At 36.0% G+C, this 23,211-nt stretch carries 24 protein-coding genes, 1 tRNA gene and 1 pseudogene; 15 read left to right on the top strand and 11 right to left on the bottom strand.

Annotation, left to right across the window (positions count from 1 at the left end):
* Nucleotides 1–775, bottom strand: a pseudogene (locus GXZ72_07890) (transposase).
* Between the two features lie 235 nt (nt 776–1,010).
* On the opposite strand from GXZ72_07890, the gene GXZ72_07895 reads away from it, so the two are divergent.
* The 9 genes from GXZ72_07895 to GXZ72_07935 all read left to right on the top strand — a co-directional run bounded on the left by GXZ72_07895 (nt 1,011) and on the right by GXZ72_07935 (nt 8,486).
* Nucleotides 1,011–1,415 (top strand): hypothetical protein, encoded by a 405-nt coding sequence (locus GXZ72_07895; GenBank protein HHT19465.1) that lies wholly within the window; start codon nt 1,011–1,013, stop codon nt 1,413–1,415.
* Between the two features lie 433 nt (nt 1,416–1,848).
* The gene (locus tag GXZ72_07900) at nt 1,849–2,247 is read left to right on the top strand and encodes a hypothetical protein (GenBank protein HHT19466.1); all 399 of its coding nucleotides are present in this window, start codon (nt 1,849–1,851) and stop codon (nt 2,245–2,247) included.
* 65 nt (nt 2,248–2,312) lie between these two features.
* Complete coding sequence (locus tag GXZ72_07905) at nt 2,313–2,807, top strand: hypothetical protein (protein HHT19467.1); 495 nt, start codon at nt 2,313–2,315, stop codon at nt 2,805–2,807.
* 210 nt (nt 2,808–3,017) lie between these two features.
* Nucleotides 3,018–3,224 (top strand): hypothetical protein, encoded by a 207-nt coding sequence (locus GXZ72_07910; protein HHT19468.1) that lies wholly within the window; start codon nt 3,018–3,020, stop codon nt 3,222–3,224.
* Between the two features lie 76 nt (nt 3,225–3,300).
* On the top strand, nt 3,301–3,987 hold the full coding sequence (locus GXZ72_07915) for a M23 family metallopeptidase (protein HHT19469.1): 687 nt from the start codon (nt 3,301–3,303) through the stop codon (nt 3,985–3,987).
* Between the two features lie 249 nt (nt 3,988–4,236).
* The gene (locus GXZ72_07920) at nt 4,237–4,551 is read left to right on the top strand and encodes a DUF488 family protein (GenBank protein HHT19470.1); all 315 of its coding nucleotides are present in this window, start codon (nt 4,237–4,239) and stop codon (nt 4,549–4,551) included.
* A 338-nt stretch (nt 4,552–4,889) separates the two neighbouring features.
* Nucleotides 4,890–5,216: a hypothetical protein gene (locus GXZ72_07925; GenBank protein HHT19471.1), complete on the top strand. Its 327-nt coding sequence runs from the start codon at nt 4,890–4,892 to the stop codon at nt 5,214–5,216.
* 82 nt (nt 5,217–5,298) lie between these two features.
* A complete protein-coding gene (locus tag GXZ72_07930; protein ID HHT19472.1) occupies nt 5,299–6,486 on the top strand; it encodes an anaerobic nitric oxide reductase flavorubredoxin in 1,188 nt (395 codons plus the stop codon).
* Nucleotides 6,487–6,734: 248 nt separating this feature from the next.
* Nucleotides 6,735–8,486, top strand: coding sequence for a DNA polymerase (locus GXZ72_07935; protein HHT19473.1), 1,752 nt, complete (start codon nt 6,735–6,737; stop codon nt 8,484–8,486).
* Between the two features lie 256 nt (nt 8,487–8,742).
* On the opposite strand, the gene GXZ72_07940 is transcribed toward GXZ72_07935, so the two are convergent.
* The 4 genes from GXZ72_07940 to GXZ72_07955 form a co-directional block, all read right to left on the bottom strand.
* A tRNA-Leu gene (locus tag GXZ72_07940) sits at nt 8,743–8,825 on the bottom strand.
* Between the two features lie 230 nt (nt 8,826–9,055).
* Nucleotides 9,056–9,772: a response regulator gene (locus GXZ72_07945; protein HHT19474.1), complete on the bottom strand. Its 717-nt coding sequence runs from the start codon at nt 9,770–9,772 to the stop codon at nt 9,056–9,058.
* Between the two features lie 46 nt (nt 9,773–9,818).
* Entirely contained in the window at nt 9,819–10,418 is a 600-nt protein-coding gene (locus tag GXZ72_07950) for a sensor histidine kinase (GenBank protein HHT19475.1), read from the bottom strand.
* Nucleotides 10,391–11,434, bottom strand: coding sequence for a PAS domain S-box protein (locus GXZ72_07955; protein HHT19476.1), 1,044 nt, complete (start codon nt 11,432–11,434; stop codon nt 10,391–10,393). The genes GXZ72_07950 and GXZ72_07955 overlap by 28 nt, the downstream gene beginning before the upstream one ends.
* An 859-nt stretch (nt 11,435–12,293) precedes the next feature.
* Here GXZ72_07955 and GXZ72_07960 point away from each other — a divergent pair.
* From GXZ72_07960 to GXZ72_07970, 3 genes are all read left to right on the top strand, one after another.
* Nucleotides 12,294–12,869 carry a CDP-alcohol phosphatidyltransferase family protein gene (locus GXZ72_07960; protein HHT19477.1) on the top strand — a complete coding sequence of 192 codons (576 nt, stop codon included), beginning with the start codon at nt 12,294–12,296 and terminating at the stop codon, nt 12,867–12,869.
* A gap of 17 nt (nt 12,870–12,886) precedes the next feature.
* Nucleotides 12,887–13,129 carry a DUF357 domain-containing protein gene (locus tag GXZ72_07965; GenBank protein ID HHT19478.1) on the top strand — a complete coding sequence of 81 codons (243 nt, stop codon included), beginning with the start codon at nt 12,887–12,889 and terminating at the stop codon, nt 13,127–13,129.
* A gap of 185 nt (nt 13,130–13,314) precedes the next feature.
* The gene (locus GXZ72_07970) at nt 13,315–13,977 is read left to right on the top strand and encodes a DUF434 domain-containing protein (protein HHT19479.1); all 663 of its coding nucleotides are present in this window, start codon (nt 13,315–13,317) and stop codon (nt 13,975–13,977) included.
* A 52-nt stretch (nt 13,978–14,029) separates the two neighbouring features.
* Here the strand turns inward: GXZ72_07970 and GXZ72_07975 are convergent, their stop codons facing one another.
* Together GXZ72_07975 and GXZ72_07980 are read right to left on the bottom strand one after the other, a co-directional pair.
* On the bottom strand, nt 14,030–15,127 hold the full coding sequence (locus GXZ72_07975) for a fructose 1,6-bisphosphatase (protein HHT19480.1): 1,098 nt from the start codon (nt 15,125–15,127) through the stop codon (nt 14,030–14,032).
* Between the two features lie 227 nt (nt 15,128–15,354).
* Nucleotides 15,355–16,368: an NAD-dependent isocitrate dehydrogenase gene (locus GXZ72_07980; protein HHT19481.1), complete on the bottom strand. Its 1,014-nt coding sequence runs from the start codon at nt 16,366–16,368 to the stop codon at nt 15,355–15,357.
* Between the two features lie 249 nt (nt 16,369–16,617).
* Here GXZ72_07980 and GXZ72_07985 point away from each other — a divergent pair, with 249 nt between their 5' ends.
* Together GXZ72_07985 and GXZ72_07990 are read left to right on the top strand one after the other, a co-directional pair.
* Entirely contained in the window at nt 16,618–17,175 is a 558-nt protein-coding gene (locus tag GXZ72_07985; protein ID HHT19482.1) for a HEAT repeat domain-containing protein, read from the top strand.
* A gap of 104 nt (nt 17,176–17,279) precedes the next feature.
* Nucleotides 17,280–18,242: a malate dehydrogenase gene (locus GXZ72_07990; GenBank protein HHT19483.1), complete on the top strand. Its 963-nt coding sequence runs from the start codon at nt 17,280–17,282 to the stop codon at nt 18,240–18,242.
* Nucleotides 18,243–18,324: 82 nt separating this feature from the next.
* Here the strand turns inward: GXZ72_07990 and GXZ72_07995 are convergent, their stop codons facing one another.
* From GXZ72_07995 to GXZ72_08010, 4 genes are all read right to left on the bottom strand, one after another.
* Entirely contained in the window at nt 18,325–18,618 is a 294-nt protein-coding gene (locus tag GXZ72_07995; protein ID HHT19484.1) for a PTS system mannose/fructose/sorbose family transporter subunit IID, read from the bottom strand.
* 301 nt (nt 18,619–18,919) lie between these two features.
* Nucleotides 18,920–19,666, bottom strand: a complete 747-nt coding sequence (locus GXZ72_08000) for an aquaporin family protein (protein ID HHT19485.1) — start codon at nt 19,664–19,666, stop codon at nt 18,920–18,922.
* 4 nt (nt 19,667–19,670) lie between these two features.
* The gene (locus GXZ72_08005; GenBank protein ID HHT19486.1) at nt 19,671–19,895 is read right to left on the bottom strand and encodes a DUF2180 family protein; all 225 of its coding nucleotides are present in this window, start codon (nt 19,893–19,895) and stop codon (nt 19,671–19,673) included.
* A gap of 67 nt (nt 19,896–19,962) precedes the next feature.
* Nucleotides 19,963–21,462 (bottom strand): DUF2193 domain-containing protein, encoded by a 1,500-nt coding sequence (locus tag GXZ72_08010; protein HHT19487.1) that lies wholly within the window; start codon nt 21,460–21,462, stop codon nt 19,963–19,965.
* An 824-nt stretch (nt 21,463–22,286) separates the two neighbouring features.
* On the opposite strand from GXZ72_08010, the gene GXZ72_08015 reads away from it, so the two are divergent.
* On the top strand, nt 22,287–23,204 hold the full coding sequence (locus tag GXZ72_08015) for a glutamine amidotransferase (protein ID HHT19488.1): 918 nt from the start codon (nt 22,287–22,289) through the stop codon (nt 23,202–23,204).
* Nucleotides 23,205–23,211 lie beyond the last annotated feature (7 nt).

Consider the following 23,211-nt stretch of genomic DNA (forward strand, 5'->3'; position numbering starts at 1 on the left):
AAAAAAGAAAGTAACGATTTTATATTTAGAAATCCCGATTTGGTAGTTTTCGTATTTGTAAATAATTCCTGTCGAATATTATGGTGTCTTTTTTCCTGATTATTCGCCTCCTGATTATTCGCCTTTTTCGGAGGTTTTCCATTATTTCTGTGAAGATTTTGGTGTCGTGTGGCGCTCCACCGTGGATTAAAATAGCAACAGCCATTGTAAATTCGTGTTCTATAACTATAGTGGCTTTAAATCATATGTAAAAATCCGTAGGAGGATGCGTAGCTCCATTTTAAATTTTTCGAGATATTCTTTAGATCAGTGTTTACGTTTAGTATTGTAATCTAAATCCACAAGCATGGCATCAATGATAAATGTTCGTTTTTACACGTTTTTTAATTGGTTTAGTTTGCATTAATATGCTTTTTGTGATTTTAACGAATGTATCAGGATGGAATCGCGAGATGAATTCTGAAATTTGAAGTGCACTGGGCATTTCATTGATTTGGAAGAATTTCTGCAACTTTTTATCTCTGTTAAGCTCAGAAACTACAAATTCAATGTTTGTATTAAAAAAAATAACAGTAAATATTATTTTGATTGATAAAATCATCGTATTGGTGTTTTTAACACCTTTAGAAGCAATTATGGTTTTTGATTTTCGAGAATTGCTGAACTATGTTCAGCAAACTCACAGCGAATAGATATGAGAACCGATAATTTTAAATATTTTCTCTAACAAGATATAGTTTGGGTCTTCTTTACTGTAATTTAAGTGATAATTAATTTTATTCGCCAAATAAATGTATATAAACATCAATACTTAAATTTAACGGTTTAAAAGCCCATTAATTATTACATTATAAAAATAAAGATGTATTTTTAGAAAAAGGTAGAGTAATACTTGTCTTAATATCAAAAAAATACCCCAAAGGTTTTCTTTCATTAACAAAAATCTAAGGGGCTATTAGTATTAATGTGTAAAAGATCTAACAAAGTGCAATAATTAGGGGGGAATGTTAATGAAATTAATTGCAGAAACTTTTAATAGTCGTTTTGACCATTGGGGGATCGTTTTACCCGAAGAAGATATGCAAAATAGGAGTGGTGGATACATCCAGAATGCAGGATGGCTCATCCAGTACTGCTTTGGGAATGATGATCATGGTGAATATCTGGATTACTATGCAGCCCATAGAATGACCGATGATGAACATGTGCGCATCTATGAGGATGGTCAAGTGAAGAACCTCCCAGCATTACGCAGCATGCGACTGGTTAGTAAGGATCCAGTGGAAGATAAGCGGCTTGAAGATGAATATTACCAGGAAAATCAGCAGATTGCCAAGATGCTGGCTGAAAAAGGTTTTGACAAGTTCACCATCAACATGTTTCTCCATGCCGGGCTGGATAAAAAAACAGAATAGATACAGACGAAAGCCCTTGGAGGCCTACGCAAGCCATGAACACATTCTTTTAAATCATTAAATAACCCTTGGACCATTAAATATTAGATCAAAATACCATATGAAATTTCTGTTCCATAACCTCTTAATCAGGAATTATTTTTCTTGTTTTAAATATTCATAGCATCCCCAAGTAGTTTTTCGTGAAATGTAGCCAGTATCTTTCAAAAACTGAAAAAAACCGTTTATTTAAATCTATAGGCAACACGATGGCTGTCTTGTGCATGCATAAACCACTCCCTTATCATTTATATTTATTAAAGCATTATGTGATATTTTTTGAGAAAAAAATATGATACTGGGATTAATTTTCTTGTGCTCTCTACCTCAAATTCCTTGACCTTCCCCAAATTATAGTATTCCATCCCCCTATAAAGTGGAGGTGAAAATTATCATGAGGGTTAGTCAAGGAATACCAGTAGGGGCAAAAGCCAAGTTATATGATCCTGATTCTTTCCATGACCGTGAAGAGGTTATTATATATTCAAGAGAAGAGTTTAAGAGGACTTATGTAGCTATGCATAACCAGGTGCATGATATTTTCTTAATGGAACGCCTTTGGGATCAGGAAGATAATAAAAAGTTGATGGGCCAATGGTACTGGATAATGGGAAAAATTCATATAATAAATTCAGAATTGGACTCATTTCTCAGCGCCAAGCCAAGCCAAAGTTATCTGGACGCATACTTGCACAGTCCAATTAAAAAAAGAGAAGATAATGGGTTAGGATCTTTAATTAAACTAGCTAGTGAATCCAGGAAAGCTCCAGATGTGGGTCTGGATTTTTTATAGACCAGTGAAGAAGTTTGAATTATGTTTAACTGGTACTAGCTGTTCTTATTGATTGGTTGGTTGGGATGAAACATAGTTACGGGATTGTTGACCACAGAAAAGTGCTACTTTACAAGCCTCATCTATTCCGAAAAACCGAAGATATTCTGATTTTCCCCAGTAAAGAATTAAAAAAATGGCAAAGTGATATCAGAGAATATTTAGATGGTATTTATCAGATTAACGCTAAAAATATGGGAAAGGGTCGGTTGGTGGATGTGGAAGATGTGAAACTGGTCCAGGGATTAGTGGTTAACATCAATGAAGAACTGGAGAACATTTTCAATCCAGATGGGAAGATGAATTTTACCTACAACTATGTTTCCGTTATGGATGACGAATACAAAAAACCCAGAAACAACTATTACGGCCGGTACATGAACAAAATAGATAGAAAATTCATTAAGATAACTCCCAGGATAAAGTACTTACACATGATGGAAATTGTAGACTACGCTCATAAACTGTGGAGTTTGGAGGATGGTTATGCTCGAATGTTGAAAAATAAGGCTAAAAAGTAGTTTATAGCTAATTGTTGGTTGAAAACTTTGAAATAATTGGAAAACCTTATTATTCTAACAATTAGAGCTTCTTTAACAATTATTGTATAAAAACACTGACTAACATGATTACGATAAATAGATAAAATATAGGTCATGAAAGTTAAATAGGAATTAATGGAATTACAAGCTGTACCTATCTCAGTAAGAGCTATTTGGGAGTTGATAAAAATGGCAAAAGAAATCAAACAATTAGTGGTAGGAATAACCCGTGAGGGTGATATAGTGGTTAAAAGTGCGCGGGGCAGAATGTATGCAGTTAAAAAGGCTGCGGATTTAGAATTTGGCTGCGAAGACCTTTTTAAAGATGTAGAAACAGAATTATATGCCACCATAGATACTGAAGCTGAAACATGGGAATGCACTTCTATTGAATAAAAAATTCATATTATCTTAAAATGATTGAAACAATAAATAGGGTGGCATATCCATAAAGTAGATGCTAATGGCGATAATGATGGAACTTGTACCTATAGAAGCACCCCTTAGGGATGAGTGGATGGTATTAAACAGTCCTGGTACTAAAGTTCCCAGTCATGGTACTGATTATCTTGCACAAACATATGCCTTTGACCTTTTACAAGTAGACTGGTCCCAAAAATCAGCGAAATTCTACAAAAAAAGTATTTTAGATTATATGTTAGGCCAAGTACGTCTAAATGATTGTTATGCCTATGGGAAACCTATTTATGCACCCATTTCTGGCCAAGTGGTTGAATCTTTAGACGGGCACCCTGAACGAAACCCGGTACAGCCCTTTCATGATATTTCAGTGGCCTTTAAAAATGCCCTGTTTTTCGATCCTGACAAACATAATCTTCAGGATATCACTGGCAACTTCGTGATAATTCAGGGTGAAGGAATGTGGAAGGGAGTATGGGCCTTCCTGGGTCATATGAAAACTGGTTCGGTGCAGGTAAAAAATGGTGATTTAATCAAATCCGGAGATCTCATAGGAAATGTAGGTCACTCTGGTAACTCTACCGCCCCTCACCTTCATTTCCAGCTTATGGATCACCCAAATGCAACCAAAGCTAAGGGTATTCCTTGTTGTTTTAGAGAGTATGAACTATATCAGGATAACCATTGGATCACTGTAAAAAATGGAATACCCAAAAATAAGGACAGAATTCGTTTATAAGAATTTATTATTTTTGATTTTTTGCTTGTTAATTTTGTGTTAGATCGAGGATGATGGATATTCCCTGATGTACTATTTTAAGTCCTTCGAAATTGACTGACCCTCCCCTCAAATTAATACTTAAAATCTGGATCGTGTTGGGTGTGCACTTGACTTGGGAAATAGTTAATTTTATATATCATGATTAATAATGTTAAATTAATTATCATGTTTTATCATGATAAATTAACTGCTTGGAAAGTGATACTCATGTTAAAAATAAAAGGAATATACGAACTCCCAAAAAAAGAAGATGGATTCAGAATATTAATAGATGAATCATGGCCCTCCAACATGTCCTCCAAAGAAGCTAAAATTGATTTATGGCTTAAAGACATATACCCCCCTGATTCCAGCCAATTGTCGGAGGATAAACTTACACATTCTGCTATTGTCAATAAAAAAGATCCTGCAGAACTTTGGAAAAATAACCCTATAAAATTTATTAGGGATACCGAAAAAAAGAGAGGAACTGTTACATTTTTATGCTCTAATCTCCAGAGCTTGAAACGATTACAGTTTTGAAAAATCTCATCCCAAACTATTTTATTTTTTTAGATCAAGGTAATTAAAAAGATTAAACTCATCCTCCCTAAAGAAAGGTTAAACTAACTAGATCCACCACTTATGCAAGGGTGGATCATCCACACACAACTTAGTTTAACTGGCAAGGAATATCGCTTTTTTATCGCATTTTAAGCATCTGAAAAGATCAAAACACTTTTAATTAACTATAACCTTTTTTTACCAAAATTATTTTTAATAAAAATTTCAGGTGTAACCATATGAAAAATTATTTAGGCTTCAAAAATAATAATATTACAGTGTAACAACAGTTGTTATTATAATTAGGAGGTTATTATTTGATAGAACAAATTTTTAGGTTATCCCGTGGAAATGAAAAGGCTGTTGAACGAGTTATCTTTGATGAAAACGTTCATTATCTTCACATGGTATTTAACCAAGATGAAGGACTTCCTGAACATTTATCTAATTCCAACGTCTATATGACGGTTATCAGAGGCAAACTCTCAATCGGCCTTGATGACCAGGAAATACATGAATATGAAGCTGGAACCCTCCTTAAAATACCCTTTCAAACCAAGATGAATGTTAAAAACCTGCACTCTGAGACTTTAGAACTGATTGTTGTAAAGGCTCCAGCGCCTGGCACACTGAAAAAGGAGTAAATTATCATTTTTTTTTAATGAAAACAAATCCAGTTTTAGTGGAACTATTAGCATAATAAACTAGTTTAGGAGAGTGAGCAAAATGAAAAAGCAAATAAAAAATAATGTATCATGGGTAGGTAAAGTAGACTGGGAGCTTCGAAAATTTCATGGGAATGAATATTCAACTCATAAAGGCTCGACCTACAATTCTTACCTGATACAGGAAGAAAAAACTGTCCTAATTGACACAGTGTGGTCTCCCTTCGCGGAAGAATTTGTGGAAAACTTAGCCCAAGAGATAGATCTGGATAAAATTGATTACATTGTAGCCAATCATGGAGAAATTGACCACAGCGGAGCCCTGCCCGCCTTAATGAAACATATTCCTGACACTCCAATTTACTGCACAGCTAATGCAGTTAAATCCCTAAAAGGACAGTTCCACCAGGATTGGGATTTTCGTGTGGTTAAAACCGGGGATACATTGGATATTGGGAATGGGAAGGAACTAGTCTTCGTTGAAATGATGATGCTGCACTGGCCAGACAGCATGGCAACCTACCTTACCCAGGACAATATACTGTTTAGTAACGATGCTTTTGGACAGCACTTGGCCACTGAAAAGTTATACAATGACTTGGTAGATCAATGCGACCTTGACGAAGAAGCCATAAAGTACTATGCTAATATCCTAACCCCTTTCGGCCCTATATTAAAGAAAAAATTGGATGAAGTCCTTTCATTAAACCTAGAAATCGATTTGATTGCCACTAGCCATGGGGTTATCTGGAGAGACAATCCCCTGCAGATTGTTGAAAAATATTCACAATGGGCCAATGATTACCAAGAAAATCAGATCACCATTATCTATGACACCATGTGGAACGGTACTAAGATGCTGGCTGAGAAGATAGCTGAAGGAATAGGCCTGGCAGATCAGGAAGTGGTTGTTAAAGTCTTCAACTTATCCAAAAGTGATGAAAACGACGTTATAACCGAAGTTTTCAAATCAAAAACCGTTATGGTGGGTTCACCAACTATTTCTAACAGCATCTTACATAATGTAGCTGGTTTCGTCCATTTGATGAAGGAATTAAAATTCAAAAATAAAAAAGCAGCTGCATTCGGATGTTACGGGTGGAGTGGTGAATCTGTGAAGGTGTTAAACGGTTTAATGGAGGATGCTGGTTTTGAAGTTATTGATGATGGCTTTAAAAACCATTGGAATCCAGATGTTGATGCACAAGAAGCAGCCATAAAATTCGGGGAAAAAATCGCCAGAGCATGAGTTTAGGATTTTACATCCCTTTTTCTTTTATTGGGAAAGATTTTACTATTTTTTAAAGATATATAGTTAGGATGATCGCTAGATACTTTGAAAACCCCTTAATATTTCACGAAAAGATGGTTTATCAGCAAATTATTTGTGCCTAAAATAATAAGACCCGGATCATTATACTGGGAATTACTTCTCACCTCCTCTAAGTTAACTGATTTCACCCCACCTCTACCAAAGTATAACTTAGTGAAGGCCCTATGCAGACTAAAAATTTCATTCTCATGGACATTGACTATGTCACCAGGAACCGAAAACCAGTCATACGATTATTCGGCAAACTCCTAGAAAATAATGAACAGAAACATATTATCGTGTTGGATAAACATTTTAAACATTACATTTATGTCATTCCCCATGATATTGATGTCTGTTTAGATGAATTGAAAAAATTAAACATCTTAAAATGGAAAAAAATCTATAAAAATGATGGAGAGTTGGTGAAAGAGGTTTTAAAGGTAATTTTTAACCATCCCCAAGATATTCCTAAATTCGTAGAAAAAGCAAGGAATTTAAAATCTGTGAAGGAAATTCGAGAGTATGATATTCCATTTTACCGCAGATACCTTATTGATAAAGGTTTATCTCCCATGAATATGGTGGAAGTACATGGTAGGATACTATCTGAAAACTCTTCGACTTGCATTTTCCAAGCAGAAAAGCCACCCACACCCCAAAAATCCAGTTTACCAGAACTTAAGGTTTTAAGTTTTGATATGGAAATCTACAATCCCCCAAACACAGCCCAACCCGGCCAAAACTCCATTATAATAATTAGTTTTTCCAGTAATCAGGGTTTCAAGAAAGTGTTCTCCACCAAAAAGTCTGGAATGAATTTTGTGGAGACAGTAACTAATGAAAAAGAGTTATTGGAAAAGTTCGTGGAAACTATTAAATCCCAAAACCCGGACTTTATACTGGGATATAATTCAGACAACTTTGACTTCCCCTATATCAGAGATCGGGCTGCAAAGTTAGGTGTGACCCTTAAAATAGGAGTAGATGAATCCGAACTGGAGTTCACACAAATCAGTGGAAAAAATGCAGCCATGATCAGGGGGCGAATTCACATTGATCTTTACCCCTACATTCGCCGTTACCTTCAATTAAACCATCACACCCTAAAACATGCCTACAAGGAGCTTTTTGAGGTGGAAAAACTGGACATTCCCCAAGAAGATATTCACACTTACTGGGAAGAAGGCAAAGATAAATCAGACCAACTATTCCGGTACTCCCTGGATGATGCTAAGTCCATTACCCAAATAGGTGAGAAGATGTTACCTCTTAGCATAGAATTAACCCGTATTGTGGGACAACCCCTATTTGAAGTGGCCCGCATGGCATCAGGAAGACATGTTGAATGGTATTTAATCAAAAAATCATTCGAATATGGAAATTTAGTGCCTAATACAGCTTTATCATCAGAATTAGCCCGACGAAAAGACATCCATGTTGTAGGGGGTTATGTTAAAAAACCAGTGCAAGGTTTACATGAGAATATTGTCTACTTTGATTTTAAAAGCTTGTATCCCAGTATAATAATTTCCAAAAACATCTCCCCAGACAGCCTCACCCATAATACTGAGCTAGATTGCCATATAAGTCCTGAATATGGGCATAAGTTTCGTAAAGAACCAGTAGGTTTCATTCCATCAGCTATTGGCAAAATTCTCCAAGATAGAATGAGAATTAAATCCTTAATGAAAGAATCTATAGATAAAAGACAGTACCAAATTCTAGACACAGAACAAAAAGCATTGAAAAGACTGGCCAACACCATATATGGCTTGTATAATCACGACTCCTTTCGATGGTATAGTTTGGAATGTTCTGAAGCAATAACTGCATGGGGACGATATTTTCTCAAAAAAACTATGGAATATGCTGAAAAAAAAGGATTTAAACCAGTTTATGCAGATACTGATGGGTTTTTTGCAACTTATAAATGACTTAGCTTGTAAAAAGCCAGTCTACTTGCGATAATGTTCAAAAGCTGTTCTTATACTTATATGGGATTAAAATGCTCAGAAAATGTTCGGATACTTTAATTCGTTGAAATTAACCTCAAATCCTGTTTTTTGGCTTTATTTTAGTTTTAACTCACCTTCCCCTATTGTTAAGTAGGTAAAATAAAAAAAATCAAGGAATAGTTAATAAAAAAAGTGCAAATTTATGAAAAAAATTCGATATCACCAACAAACAAAGTGCAGGGGAAGGGATTCGAACCCTTGAAGGCCTACACCAATAGGCCCTGAACCTATCCCCTTTGACCGCTCGGGAACCCCTGCAATAGTTATCCTGGTTCTTAGAGGAAAGATAAAGATGTAAGATAGTTTATTTCCACATCATTAATAAGATTATATCTAATAGCGGATATTCCTCATATAAAACCGGTGCTGGTTTTTTTAGAAAACCAATAAATTAAGGTTCTTCATTTACTGTTTAGCTTATTAAAGTAATGAATACCAATCCAAATCAGATAGGAAAAATATCAAATTACTTTTAATAAGGAGACACTTCATTTTATAGAAGTTACCACCCCATAAACAAGATTTTTACTGGTTTTAGCGCTTAATTCAATTTCTATTTTTTGGTTATTGCCATTAATTAGGGTTAAATTTTCATTAATTAGCTTACCTTCATTTTCTAATTTTTCCATGAGTTTTTCAATTTCCTGTGACTGGGTAAACATGTTCTTAAAATTTCTCCCTACAACTCCCTTTAGAGAATTTCCATTGAACAAATCAGCTAAGTATTGATTCATCATTAATATGTTGCCATTTAATTCAGTTATGAAAACTCCAACCATCAAGTTATCAATGAGAACTTTGTACTTATTTTCAGATTCTGCGAGTTTTGTTTCCATTTCATGTTTATATAATGCCATTTCGACTGCGAACTTCAATTCATTATCATTAAATGGTTTAATAAAGTAAGCATGAGGGGAAGTTTTATGGGCCCTGTCCATTATTAAGTCAGATGAATGAGCAGTGATATAGATAAGTGAAGTTTTCACTTCTTTCAGGATTTTCTCAGCAGCTTCCACTCCATCTTCTTCTCCCTGAAGTCTTATATCCATCAGCATCAGATCGGGTTTAAGATCCCGTGCCATGACCATAGCTTCCTCTCCTGAAACAGCAACTCCTACTGGATCATAACCCCATTTACGAATTTTATTTTCAAGTTCAAGTGAAGTTATGCCTTCATCTTCCACAATTAACACTTTTTTAGTCATTAAATCGCCGCCAATAACCTATTTTCCCCATTTAAGTATTAAATCTCTATCTTTCTAGATGTTTAGATGGAAATTTTATAATAAACGCAGTACCTTTAGAACCATCCCATTCTATAGATCCCCTAATTTGTCGCACTAACCGATTTACCAATTGTAATCCTAGTGTTTCAGCATTATCCAACTTAAAATCCTCAGGCAACCCCACACCATTATCAGCAACAGTTAAATTATAATAATCATCAATTAAAGAAATTTTCAAGTTTATTTCTCCCTTTCCATCTGGAAAGGCGTATTTAAGGGAGTTAGTGATAAGTTCATTAATGATGAGACCCAAAGGTGAGGCAGTTTTAATATCCATTTCCACCTTTTCAGTCTTGATACGAATTTTTATCTGGTTAGATTTCAAATGATAATTATCAAGGAGGTGGTGTGCGATCTGATGCATGTAATCTCCCATATCAATACTGGATAGGTTTTTGCTCTGATAAAGTTTCTCATGAACCATTGCCATGGACTGCACCCTGTTTTGACTTTCCTGCAGAGCATTCTGGACTTCATCATCATCCAAGTACATGGATTGGAGTCCCAGTAAACTGGAAATCACTTGCATATTGTTTTTCACCCGGTGGTGTACCTCCTGTACCATGGCCTCCTTCTCATCCAGAGAACTTTTAAACGTTTTTCATCCTCTTTTCTGAGGGTGATGTCTCTGGCAACGGCCACCACCACATCTTGACCGAAATAAGTTCCTTTGTTTAGTTTAACCTCTATTGGAAAGATTTCATTATTTTTCCTCTTGCCCCAGAATTCAAAGGTCTGATGTTTTCCATCTAAAGCTAGGAACTCGGAGTTCACAATTTCTTCCATATCATTTTTACCAGGAGCCGACAACATGTGCAAGGATTTCCCTAATATTTCCTGTTTACTGTATCCATACATATCCAGAACTCCCTGATTTACTTCTAAAAACCGTAATTGAGGATCTATTATGCACAGCGCATCATTTATTGAGTTTAAAATGGCTTGGTATGTTTTTTTACTTAGTTCTAGTTTTGTATAAGATTTCCGAACTTCTTTATTGTTAATTATCGCCCTTACAATTGCCAACCCAACTAAAAATCCTCCCCCAACTAATAAAACTTCAAAAACTTCTTTATTATTATAATAAGCCCATAATATGAATAGATAAGCTACTCCCCCGAATAATAATGCCACGTTTGTCTCGAATGGGACTTTGAATCTCCAGAAATCTGTGGAAAGATCTTCAAGTACTGCTGGAGGGTGGCAGCGGATCTGCACCAAACCAGCCAGGGCCAGAGATAGACTGGCTGATATCCAAAAAATATTTTCTAACCCACCAGCCGGATATAAATTGAGAATATATTCGTAAACATATGTCACAGACGCTACAACTTGAAAAATGGCACACACAATAAGGTAAAGTGTTGGTCCCTTCTTCAAGTTTCCAGTGTAGAAGACAAATAAAGAAATGGTGAAAAACATCAAGGCAAATAGGGATAAAAAATTTAGTGATATAACAAGGGAGTTAAAAGAATTTACCGGGCTCATTCTGGTAAAAGGGAGTATTAAAAATGACCAGAAAAACATGCTGATGGTAACCAGTGCCATACCAATTTCAATCACCCGCCGGTAACGGTTCAAAATGTCCACGTGTGGTTTTGGAATTAAATAAAGGCCTAAACAAAAGAAAACTGTTTTAAAAATAAAAAATAGGTAAGTAAAACTCAAAATCGATTGATAAATTAGATTATAACCCCAAATTAACCATAACAAATCTCCCCCAACCCAAAAAGATTGGGATATGAAAAAAACCAGCCATGCATGATAATAACCTTTTCCATAGCTTTGCGAATGTTGGAAAGCGAAAAATAAAATAACCAAAGTAATGATGTTAAACAAAAGTACAGTAATGTCATTGATGGAAATGGTAATATTTGAGCTATTACGAAAAAATATAGTAAAAAATCCATAACTCACAATAATAAGAACAAATAAAAGGAATACTTGCCTAAAGGATGCAGATGATATATTACCAGTAGAAAGTTTTTCCCCAATCCCCATTTACTAATTTCCCCTAAACCAAATCCATTCTTACATAATTTGATATGGTCTTCTTATAAATAAATTGGTGTTTCCAGACAATTTACAGCCCAAATTATAATCTAAAAATGAAATAATTTATAAGCCAATAAAAAAATGTATGATTGAATCATTAAAATTTAACATATAATTGTATTAGTTTCAAAAATTTTAACCAACGTATATGATTTTTATCATAATATTATTTTACAATAATATTCTAGCAAATTAACAATTTCTAAATTGGAACTCCACATGATTCAATCTAATATAATTATAGAAAATTTTATCCCTCTTTAAGCAAGTTTTTAATAAGATCATCTTTTAATTGGACGCATGATATTGTTAATCGAAACCCATAGAAATTACTAATATAAAACAACCTATCAATTGCACAAATTCGAATATGTGGTGTAAAAAGATGTTAAACAAAGCACGGCCCAAAATACAAAAATTAATCAACCCAGTAGCCAGTAAAATCAGATTACACCCTAACATTCTAACCATAATTGGATTAGTTCTTAGCCTTTTTGCAGCATATGCCTTAGCCATGGGAAATCTGTTAGCAGGCGCATTACTCATACTATGCAGCGGATTTTTTGATGTTATAGACGGTGCTGTGGCCCGGAACAATAACACCAAAAGTAAATTTGGAGGTTTCCTAGACTCCACATGCGACCGTTTTGCAGATGCCTTCATAATAATTGGAGTGATATATGGAGGATTTGTAAACTGGTTTTGGGGTATCTTGGCATTGTTAGCCTCATTAACTGTGAGTTATGTCCGTGCCCGGGCAGAGGTGGAAGGGATAAAATGTGATGTTGGAATCGCAGAAAGAGCAGAACGTATATTCATAATATTGGGTGGAGCATTCCTGGGATACTTCATTGACCCCCACTTTTTCATGTCAATAGCCATTCTCCTGATAATCATCTTAGGATATGTAACTGTATTGCAACGAATTTATCACTCCTGGAAAGAGTTTAAAAAACTTTAAAATATTCATAAGATACTATGGACGCAAAAGAAAGAATTAAAAAAGATTTAGAGCTTTTTGAAAAAAATATAAAAGAAGTGAAATCTATAAAAGTCAATGGTGAAGAAGAAAAAATTATAAAAATGGCCAAAAACTACCGGAACGACGCCCAATATTACCTAGAAAAAAAGGATTATTTAACATCTTTTGGCTGCATAACCTATGCACACGGACTTTTAGATGCCATTCGCCTTACTCATGACCTAATAATCGAAGAATAATAACATACACCCTCTTCATAACCATTTAGTGATTTAATAATATAATAAGATATTTAAAAATATTCTAGGGGAAGGAATCCTTAAAGGGAATAATACACCTTGCATACGGAAATTATCTATCTGTACGTTCCTAAAAATTGAAACTTCTATGAATAATCGTGAGACATATAAGAATAAGAGGCTATATGAATTTCGAAGATAATATTCTACAAGAAGCTAAAAAAGATTTTCAATATTTACTGGACCGTGGTTTTCCCAGAACCGGGGCTTTAACTTTTGTGAGTAATCATTACCTCCTCAATGAGGAGCAAAGGAATTATCTTAATCGAAGTGTTTTTTCCAAGCAGAAAATAGAATCAAGGAAGAAAAAATTAATTTTATTATCAGATGTGAAGGATAAAAATGTTTTTATAGACGGTTATAACGTCCTAATCACAGTTGAAAGCATCTGCAGTAGTGGAGATAAATTTCTACTTCACTGTGATGATGGTGTTACTCGAGATATCAAAGCTGTTTTCGGGAAATACAAAAAAGATGAAACTACACAGGAAGCCTTGAATTCAATAATATCACTCTTGAAAATGTTTAATCCTAAAAATGTACTCTTTTTCTATGACAGTCCAGTGAGTATGAGTGGTAAACTGGCCAGGGAAACTAAAGAACTTTTAAAATCACTTGAAGTTCCAGGTGATGCTCAAACTGCTAGTAACGTGGATGCCGAACTGGTGAAACTATCCAAAGAAGTGAAAGGCGTGGTAGCTACCAGTGATGGGATAATAATTGATAAAGTAGAAACAGTGCTGGACATACCCAGTTACATTGCAAGGATGAACAAAAAAATAAAATAATTAAGTGAAATTCAATTTTTTTAAAATAAAAATAAAGGAATTAAGGATATATTTATTCAATATCCTCAAATCGGTTGGCCAATTTTTCCATTACACCCGGTAAAGTGGTGTATTCCATCTCATCGGAAGGTAGTCTGTGTGGTTCAAATGGGCCGTGCCTTCTCATGTACTCAGCAATCTCTGATGCCAATGCTCTGGATCTGTCGTAAGCTGGGTCATCGAACATGTCAGCAGGTCCTACTAATTCACCATCAGCTATTTGGAATCCAAGAGCCATTACTCTTGGAGGGCCATCGAAACGTACAGGGTAAGCGTTTTTCTGAGCAACAGGCATTAATGGTCCGTTGTGTGATCCTCTCATCCATCCACCCACTAAGTGAGGGAATGCAAATGGTTCCACAACTTCTCCAGCTGCTGGAAATCCGGATTGTGCTCTTACAATAGCCACAGGATCGTCTTTTCCCACATATTTCCCGGCCATTAGGTTTAATCGTTCTGTACTGACTGATGCAGCAATTTCCTTATCATCCTTTCGGCGGATACGTTTTATCACATATCGGCTAATGGTACCCAGAAGGGCCAGTAAATCATACATTTCATCAGGACAAGTCATTTTAACTTTTTTGTGTTCCATGACATCAAATACTTCAAATTCAAATCCATTGTGCATGGACGGGTCAATTACCAGACCAGCAGTGGTAAAAGGGTCTGCAAACATTTTAAATAGAGGCATGTTGAATGCTCCAGGTTCGGTTTTGTCACAGCAGAAAACAACCACCGGGTCACTAGGCCTTTCCTTAAATTCCATTTCTGCACATCCAGGACCCATTCCTTTGATGTTACCTGAGAATGTGTCAGATAGCAAGTCTTGACCTGCACCGTATAATTTAAGTTCTTTAGCAACAGCAGTTCCTTCTAAAAAGGCGTTCCATGCTAATTCATGGATTTCTTCGTTTTCTTCACCCTGGGTGTGGGTCATGATCAGTTCGGTGTCATCCCCACAATTGGTTACATAATAATCAGTGAGAAGCTCTTCTTCCTTTGCTTTGGCTAGAATATCTTCACATTTTTTTAATATTGCAGGATGAGTTAATCCGTGGCCTGCTATACTTCCAACGTCTGCTTTTATCACACTAATGGTGGTTTTCATACTTTTACACCTCTAAAAAAATCATAAACTTCTAAAACAGCATTATTTAATGCTAAAAAAAGGGTAGATTGAATCTATAATTATGAAACCAGTTTTCTAGATGAAAACCAGTTTAGAAACAGCTTGTAGCTATTCTAACAAAACCCTTCTTATTAAGAAATTATGATAAGATAGACATATAAAATTTACTACTTTCCATTTTTCTTCATACCATGGATTGAATACGGTTAAATTTTTTGGTAATTGTCCCTAACTGCTTGTGCCATCTCCATGGTTGTGGACGTTCCCCCTAAGTCTGGTGTGACATATTTTCCTTCCTTTAAAACCTTCAAAAGAGACTGTTCCAGTTTCAATGCTTCGTGGTCCTCTTTCAGGAATTGGAGCATGAGTACAACAGATAGAATCATAGCAGTAGGATTAGCCACACCTTTACCTGCAATATCCGGAGCAGAACCATGCACAGGCTCAAATAATCCATTATGATCACCGATGTTGGCAGATGGCACCATCCCCAAACCCCCAACTAGTCCTGCGCCTTCGTCAGACAATATATCTCCAAAAAGGTTGGTGGTAACAATTACTTGAAAACGGTGGGGTTTAGTAATTAGAAACATGGCAGCAGCATCCACATAAACTTCGTCAACCTCGATATCATCATAACCATCTATTTTTCCATATTCTTTAGCCACCTTCCAGAAAGACTCACGGAATACTCCATCAGTTTTTTTAAGCACGTTAGCTTTATGTACTGCAGTTAAACGGGATTTCCTCCTTTCATATGCCTCTTTAAATGCGACTTTCGTTATTTTTTCCGATGCTTTCCTGGTTATAACCCTCACAGCAGTTGCTCCATCCTTAGTGAATTTTTCAATTCCAGAATATAGTCCTTCACTGTTTTCCCGGACAATAAGGATGTCCAAATCATTATAAACAGATTTAACACCAGGATATGATTTGATAGGCCTTAAATTAGCATATAGGCCCAGTTTTTTTCTAAGAGTGATTATTGCACTTTTCTGACCAGGAACTGTGGTTACAGCACCGAAAAGTGTTGCATCAGAATTTTTAGCCATTTTAATTGTTTCATCGGGAATGGTAGTACCAGTATCCTCAAAACAGGAATTTCCAGCTTTAGCGTCTTGAAAATAAAATTCAACAGGAATCGCATCTAAGGCATGGATTGCAGCTTGGGTTACCTCTGGACCAATGCCATCACCAGGTATTACAGTTATTTTGTGCATGGTAAATCCTCTTAACGTATGAATAATATATATGGTTTGGTTAATAATCCCATGGAGCTAATCGTAGACTAGGGATGGTTTGATAAATAATTCCAAGGAGTTAGTTATATACTAAGGTTAATTTTTTGTTTATTCTTTTGGGGCAAAATATATTGCCTATTAAATACAAATTATAATTTTTCTAGATCGAACATTAAATCGATTTAGTCAAAAAAAAACCATTACATTAATTTCAAGGGGAAATGGACTATGGAAGTTGAAAAAAACATTGAAAGATTGATTGAAACTTTAAAGGATGATGATGAACATGTGCAGGTGCAAGCCACAGAAATGCTAGAGGAAATTGGAGAACCTGCAGTGCCTCAGCTCATAGATGCCCTTGATGATGAAGATAAAAATGTTAGGAAGGGATCTGCAAAAGTTCTAGGAATAATTGGTAATGAGAAAGCCATTACCCCCCTTATTGAAACCATGAAAGATGATAATAAGTGGGTGCGCAGGGCAGCCTCGGGTGCTCTTAGCAATATGGGTAAATCTGCTGTGAATCCCCTGATTGAAACATTGAAAGATGATGATTGGAGAGTCAGAGGAGGAGCTGCTTGGGCACTAGGAAACATCAAAGCCCCAGAATCATTGCCAGCACTGATTAAGATCATGGATGATGATAGCGGATTCGTCAGGGCTGGTGCAGTTATGGCTGTGGGAAACATTGGCGGAGATGAAGCAGAAAAAGCACTTGAAAAAGCCCTAAATGATAAAAGTAGTTATGTTCGTAGAGTTGCCGAAGGTTTCCTGAACAAGGAATAATATAACTTATTTTTTTAGTTGGCAACAATCATACACATAACATTTAAGATTGAGTGGGATTACTAAGTGTTAATGATAATCTTGTTTTTCTATCAAGGTGGAACATGAAAGTTAGTGTAATTGGAGCATCAGGCAGAGTAGGGAAGGCTGTTTCTTTTTGTCTGGCTGAAGAGAGTGTTGTAAGCAAGATTGTACTTTTATCACGGGAAAAAAGTTTGGATAAGATCCAGGGAGAAACCTTGGACATGAATGATGCCCTTGCTGCAAAGGATATTAGAGTGTCCATAACCCCATCTGCAAATTTTGAAGATATGGCTGATTCTAAAATTGTTATAATTGCTGCAGGTGTTCCACGAACTCCTGAAATGACACGCATGGATCTGGCAGTTCCCAATGCAAAGATTGTTGCAAAATATGCTAAATTAGTAGCAAAATATGCTCCAGAATCCATAATTCTAGTTATAACTAACCCTGTTGATGTCATGACATACATAGCCCATAAGGCTTCCGGGTTTCCGCGTAATAGAGTAATTGGATTAGGAAACCACCTTGATTCATTGCGGTTGAAGAATATCTTTGCCAAAAAATTCAATATTCATGTTAGTGAAATACACACCAGAATAATTGGAGAACATGGCAATCACATGGTTCTTCTTTTAAGTTCCACTTCCATTGGTGGAATAATGTTTAAAGACTTTTCTCAGTATCAATCCTTTGATATAGATGGAATTATTGAGAAAGTTAAAAATGCAGGAAGTTATGTCATAAACAAAAAAGGGGCAACTGAGTACGGGCCTGCTTACGCTGTTTCTAATATTGTCAAAACCATCCTAAATGATGAAAAAAGGATACTGACTCTTACCACCTATCTAGATGGAGAGATTTATGGTACCAGTGATGTTTGTCTGGGAGTGCCAGTAAAATTGGGTAAAAACGGTGTTGAAAGAATAATTAAGGTTAATATGAGTGATGATGAACTAGAATCTTTTAAAATAGCTGCAGAATATGTTAAAACATCTACTGATGAAATAATAGCAATGATAAAAGAAGAAATTGATTTTAATTAAATATTTACAAATTTGTTTCTATGGTAGGAGTAGTTCCTTAAAAAAAATATTATTTAAGGGTTCTTGATTTTGAACCCGTTCCTCAGTATTTAATAGTAGAATTTGGATCAGGTTTTGGATCAGGTTTTGGATCAGGTTTTGGACCCGGTGTATCATTTTGAGGATGTATAGGTGTCCGGTTAGCATCTGTTGGCTTGTAAGAGTTTTTGTAGTTATAGTCCTTATAATCGGTTCCAGTGTCATTGGTTTTATTAGTTACATTGAGTGTGAAATTCCCGGCAGAGCTTAAAATACCGATAAAATAGCCACTGATAAATGCTAATACCACAATTATCACAATTAATGTAATGGGTTTCTTATCCTTTTTAATATCCATGTTAATCTACTCTCAATCATATTTGTAGTGAAAATTTTTGATATCCCTCTTCAACAAAATTTTTATTGGAAAAATGATGTCAGTGCATCTATTATGACACATCACATTAGTATCATAAGTGATCCTATAATAAATTTACCCTAAAAAATTTGTTTTACATCCAAAAATCTGAGTAATTTTGTTTGAAAAATTATACCCAAAAATAATCCTAAATTAATAATAACTCTTTCTTAAAAAAAATCGTGCTAAATCTCTTTTTTTGATCCTAAGAAAAAAAAAGTTAAAAAAAAGGTTGGTTTAGTTATCCAGTTCCTTCTGATAGGTAATTGTATACAAGTGCAGCTAGAATTGCTCCTGCTATGGGTCCTATTAGGTATATTGGGAAAAATATCCACAGATTAGATCCACCTAAAACCAGATCACCGAGATATGGCCCAAATGTCCTGGCAGGGTTAATTGACGCCCCAGTGATGTTTCCCAAAGTTGTTATAATACCAGCAACAGTTAAACCAATGATTAGACCTGCAAAACCTGGAGGTGCTTCCTTATCTACTGCAACTCCCATTATAGCCAGCATAAGGATGAATGTTCCAATTGCTTCAGCTATAATAGCTTGTACATAACCAATACCTTCAAATGGTGCTGTAGCACCTAATCCTCCGGTGTTAACTGCTCCCATTCCCAGTATAAATGCTAATGTAAAGCTGGCCAGAGTTGCCCCAATAAGCTGAGCAACTATGTAGGGTGTCACATCACGTGAAGGGAATTTTTTCGCCGCCCACAAAGCTAAAGTAACTGCTGGATTTATATGACAACCTGATATTTTACCAAACGCATAGATACATGCAGTGATCACTAATCCAAAAGCTAAACCAATTGCTAACCAGTCACCAAGGCCACCCAGAGCACCTATCCCTATGTTAAAAGAGTTAGGAGGCGTTTGGCCTTTACTTATCATCAAAGTGATGATAGCTGCTCCTGTACCAAAAAAAACCAGGAGGAAAGTTCCAATTAGTTCAGCTACTGATCTTTTCATTAAAGGGATCATTTATTCACCCTCCTTTAGGTTCACCTTTTTTAAGGGCCATTGCACAATATTTACATAGTATTCTGGGAAGTGTTTCCTCTATTTTCTCAGCAGGGAAAGGATAACCTCCAGTCCATAATTCTATTTCCTGGCGTATAGCATGGTCCATACACAATCCCATACCGCAAACTATGCACATAGCCACTGCATCGGTTGATTTACCTTCTTCGGCACATATATAACACTTCATTTATTAACCCCCATGTTTATCTTAAAAAAATGGAATTAATGAGTTGTTCTAAATAAGAACAACTTCATTATACTGCTTCTCTCCATTGGCAGTGGTGGTGTCTGAAGTCAACTAATGATGCTGCAGCACAGTTTTTACAAGTTCTTACCGGAGATGCTGGGTTCTCCTTATTAAGGGCTATGATGTTAGTTAGCATGGTAGCAGTTACTGGTTCACTGGTTAGTAGGCATGGATAATCTGCCAGTCTCATGAGCGATGAGAAACGGACAGTGATGGCACAAGCAGGGTAGGTGTAGCGTTGCGGATTCATTATCACTTCATTTTGGTGTATTGGTTCAAGATCAACTGCATAGCCAGACACTTTTGGTACTAATTTACCAGAAGAACCATTGAGTAGTCTGCGGGCTTCGTCAACGTAACCCCATCCTCTGTAGATCATGTCCATAAAGTCGCTGTTGTGCAGTTCGGCAGCACCGCCCCTGGTTGGATTCAGTTGTACAAAGTTGTGGAACCTTTGGGTTAGCAGATTTACCACTGTTGGTGCGTTGAAACCGTCTAACTCCAGTATGTATTCCACAGCACATGCTGATGAACCAGTAGCCAGTGAAAGAATCTCGTGTTCATTCTTAAATTTAGGAAGGGCTTTGTTCAATGTGGAATCCATTACAGCAGTGGTGGCTTCGATTATGGCCATAGTGACATCATCTTTACACATGTTAAAGGTTGACTGGGCAATGTGGTGAGATACATCCCCGACACAGTAAGCTGGGACTGTGAGGATGTTTCCGTAATGTACCCCGTCATCCATGGCTGCTTTAATGGTTTCTTCCATTTTATCCCCATATTGGGACATGTACTTGCGAACATCGAATGATGTGTGCCCAGCATTATCCATTAGTTCTGCTTGGGCTTCAACTGGGTTTTGGTAGATATTCTGAAGTTGTTCTATTTCTTTTTTTGCTGCTTGGGCCACGGTGGTTCCAGCTTCGATTTCATTGGAAAAAACCTCGCCTATACCATAAGAGGTATTCATTCCCCATGATTTAGCAGATAATATAGCTTGTTTATGGTTTTCAGGAATGTCCACTGTTTTAAGTATTCGATTTATGGTGTTACTGGTACTACCTGGCATCAGGGCAAAATCAACCACACAAGTCGGTCCGTAAAATCCGCCGTATCTACGGACAACTTCTTTACCAATCAATGCTTCGGCTTTTCCTATGGCTTCAATGAATTTATCGAGGCTGGTTTTAAATTCAGAGTCTACTTCGCGAATTATTTCCAGAATTGCTGGTGTTTGATAGTGTTCCACAAATGGATCATCTTCAGGTCTGATGTAATCGGTTAAGCCGCTTAAGGTATTGTAATGAGCTTTTACTGAATCTACGTGGAGGTTTATGACTGATTCTGATTGTTCGGGTAATGTTTCCATTTTTTCCACTACATCAAGATATGATTTAGTGTCTTTTATATTGAATTTGGTTCCTCTTTTATTTTTAATAGTTTCTACATCGGCTTTTTGAGCTGCCATTGCTTCTTTAACCATTTTTTCGTATAATTCAACCATAAATAATCCTCCTTTTACTTATTGGCTTTAATATATGTTTTTTTATGCATATATAAGTATGCCATATCCGCATGATTTATAAGAATGTTCATTTGAACTAAAAAATTTCGAAATAATTAAACATTGTACAGGTTTATTGAGTAATTTCAAATTTTGTTTTAAAAAGATAAGTCGCCGGAACAAGATTTCCGGTAAGTTTATATCCTATGGTGCATAATATTTCTTTACTTACCACCAATTAAAAAAAAAACAGATAAGATCAAGCATTGGCATGGCAAAAAACTAGAGCACAAAACCTTCAAGAAGACATCTACCAACACATGGCTATTACCCACGAAACCGTCAAGCAAATGACCTTGAAACAAAATCTTTTAACGATAAAATTGCTGGAAAAGTAGTAGAATGCCAGACAATTATTATTTCCCTGAAAAAAGGACAAAATCCATTTATAGATTCATCCAAAAAAGGACATATTTGATCAACACACCCAACCCCAGCATTAATACACTTGTGCAGGAAAAAATTAAAAATAATCATTAATCATACATTGCTTGACCTAATACGCATGAAAGTTAAATTAAATGGTTTTGGAAGGTATGAATTCCCATTCAAATCAAATAAAACTAAAAATAATGGATTATCATTATATTAGAAGTTATTTTTTTATCAAACACACTACACTTTCCAAAAGGGAACTGAAAAACAACCATCATCACTGATAAACAAATCGCAGTCATCTATAAAAAACCATAAACAATAGAATTTCATCCAAAACTCAACAAAAATACGATAACTCATAAGAATTTCATAGAGGAGGTAATAAATTGTGTGGAATCGCAGGAATAGTATTTAAAGATAAGAAAATTCATCCAGTGGGCAAGTACATGACCCACATGCTTAACGACCTACAACATAGAGGAACAGATTCAGCAGGGTTCGCTATTTACGGCGGTTTAGGATTAAATGAACATGAATACATATTAAATATCGAAATTAAAGAAAAACCTGAGCTTTTAGAAGAAGTTAAAAACAAAGTGAACACTATTTTTCCAATCCAAAGCGAAGAAATAATCCATTCAGTAGAAAATTCCATCATATACCGGTTTAAAATAGTTTTAGCATCCTTTTCACAACTAAAACCCCTGATTATGTGTGTGGATGAAATTGAAGGCGTGACTGTCCTAAATGGAGCTCATTCATTTGAAATGATCAAGGATGTGGGATTGGTCAAGGATATTGCCGCCCGTTACAACACCGAAGAGAAGATAGGTACCCATGCCATTGGACACGTACGTTTTTCCACCGAAAGTATAGTGGACCGTTACCACGCCCATCCCTTTCAGAGTTATATCATACCCGACATAACTGTGGTTCACAACGGCCAAATCACCAATTACTGGAAAATAAGGGACTCCTTAGAGCGCAAAGGCCATATTTTTGAAACGGACAATGATACCGAGTGCATTGTGCACTACATTGCAGATAAATTATCCCAAGATTACAGTCTAGAAGAAAGCTTAGAACAGTCAGTTAAAGACATGGATGGACCATTTTCATATATGATAGGCACACCCCAAGGAGTTGGAATTGCAAAGGACAAACTCGGCCTCAGGCCCGGAGTCATGGCTGAAAATGATGAAATATTTGCAATTGCCTCTGAAGAAGTGGCCCTTCGAGAAGTGATAGACACTTCAAACATTGAACAGATATCACCAGGAGAAACCCGTGCTTACACCATTTAGGAGGAAA

Source organism: Methanobacterium sp., assembly GCA_012838205.1.
GTDB lineage: Archaea > Methanobacteriota > Methanobacteria > Methanobacteriales > Methanobacteriaceae > Methanobacterium.

Coding starts and splice junctions, on each gene's coding strand:
- GXZ72_08010 (HHT19487.1), bottom strand. CDS start 21,462: ATGGTTGAATTATACGAAAAAATGGTTAAAGAAGCAATGGCAGCTCAA.
- GXZ72_07895 (HHT19465.1), top strand. CDS start 1,011: ATGAAATTAATTGCAGAAACTTTTAATAGTCGTTTTGACCATTGGGGG.
- GXZ72_07945 (HHT19474.1), bottom strand. CDS start 9,772: ATGACTAAAAAAGTGTTAATTGTGGAAGATGAAGGCATAACTTCACTT.
- GXZ72_07970 (HHT19479.1), top strand. CDS start 13,315: ATGAATTTCGAAGATAATATTCTACAAGAAGCTAAAAAAGATTTTCAA.
- GXZ72_07960 (HHT19477.1), top strand. CDS start 12,294: ATGTTAAACAAAGCACGGCCCAAAATACAAAAATTAATCAACCCAGTA.
- GXZ72_07985 (HHT19482.1), top strand. CDS start 16,618: ATGGAAGTTGAAAAAAACATTGAAAGATTGATTGAAACTTTAAAGGAT.
- GXZ72_07935 (HHT19473.1), top strand. CDS start 6,735: ATGCAGACTAAAAATTTCATTCTCATGGACATTGACTATGTCACCAGG.
- GXZ72_07930 (HHT19472.1), top strand. CDS start 5,299: ATGAAAAAGCAAATAAAAAATAATGTATCATGGGTAGGTAAAGTAGAC.
- GXZ72_07950 (HHT19475.1), bottom strand. CDS start 10,418: ATGGTACAGGAGGTACACCACCGGGTGAAAAACAATATGCAAGTGATT.
- GXZ72_07965 (HHT19478.1), top strand. CDS start 12,887: ATGGACGCAAAAGAAAGAATTAAAAAAGATTTAGAGCTTTTTGAAAAA.
- GXZ72_08005 (HHT19486.1), bottom strand. CDS start 19,895: ATGAAGTGTTATATATGTGCCGAAGAAGGTAAATCAACCGATGCAGTG.
- GXZ72_07905 (HHT19467.1), top strand. CDS start 2,313: ATGAAACATAGTTACGGGATTGTTGACCACAGAAAAGTGCTACTTTAC.
- GXZ72_08000 (HHT19485.1), bottom strand. CDS start 19,666: ATGATCCCTTTAATGAAAAGATCAGTAGCTGAACTAATTGGAACTTTC.
- GXZ72_07910 (HHT19468.1), top strand. CDS start 3,018: ATGGCAAAAGAAATCAAACAATTAGTGGTAGGAATAACCCGTGAGGGT.
- GXZ72_07915 (HHT19469.1), top strand. CDS start 3,301: ATGATGGAACTTGTACCTATAGAAGCACCCCTTAGGGATGAGTGGATG.
- GXZ72_07990 (HHT19483.1), top strand. CDS start 17,280: ATGAAAGTTAGTGTAATTGGAGCATCAGGCAGAGTAGGGAAGGCTGTT.
- GXZ72_07995 (HHT19484.1), bottom strand. CDS start 18,618: ATGGATATTAAAAAGGATAAGAAACCCATTACATTAATTGTGATAATT.
- GXZ72_07920 (HHT19470.1), top strand. CDS start 4,237: ATGTTAAAAATAAAAGGAATATACGAACTCCCAAAAAAAGAAGATGGA.
- GXZ72_07900 (HHT19466.1), top strand. CDS start 1,849: ATGAGGGTTAGTCAAGGAATACCAGTAGGGGCAAAAGCCAAGTTATAT.
- GXZ72_07975 (HHT19480.1), bottom strand. CDS start 15,127: ATGAAAACCACCATTAGTGTGATAAAAGCAGACGTTGGAAGTATAGCA.
- GXZ72_07980 (HHT19481.1), bottom strand. CDS start 16,368: ATGCACAAAATAACTGTAATACCTGGTGATGGCATTGGTCCAGAGGTA.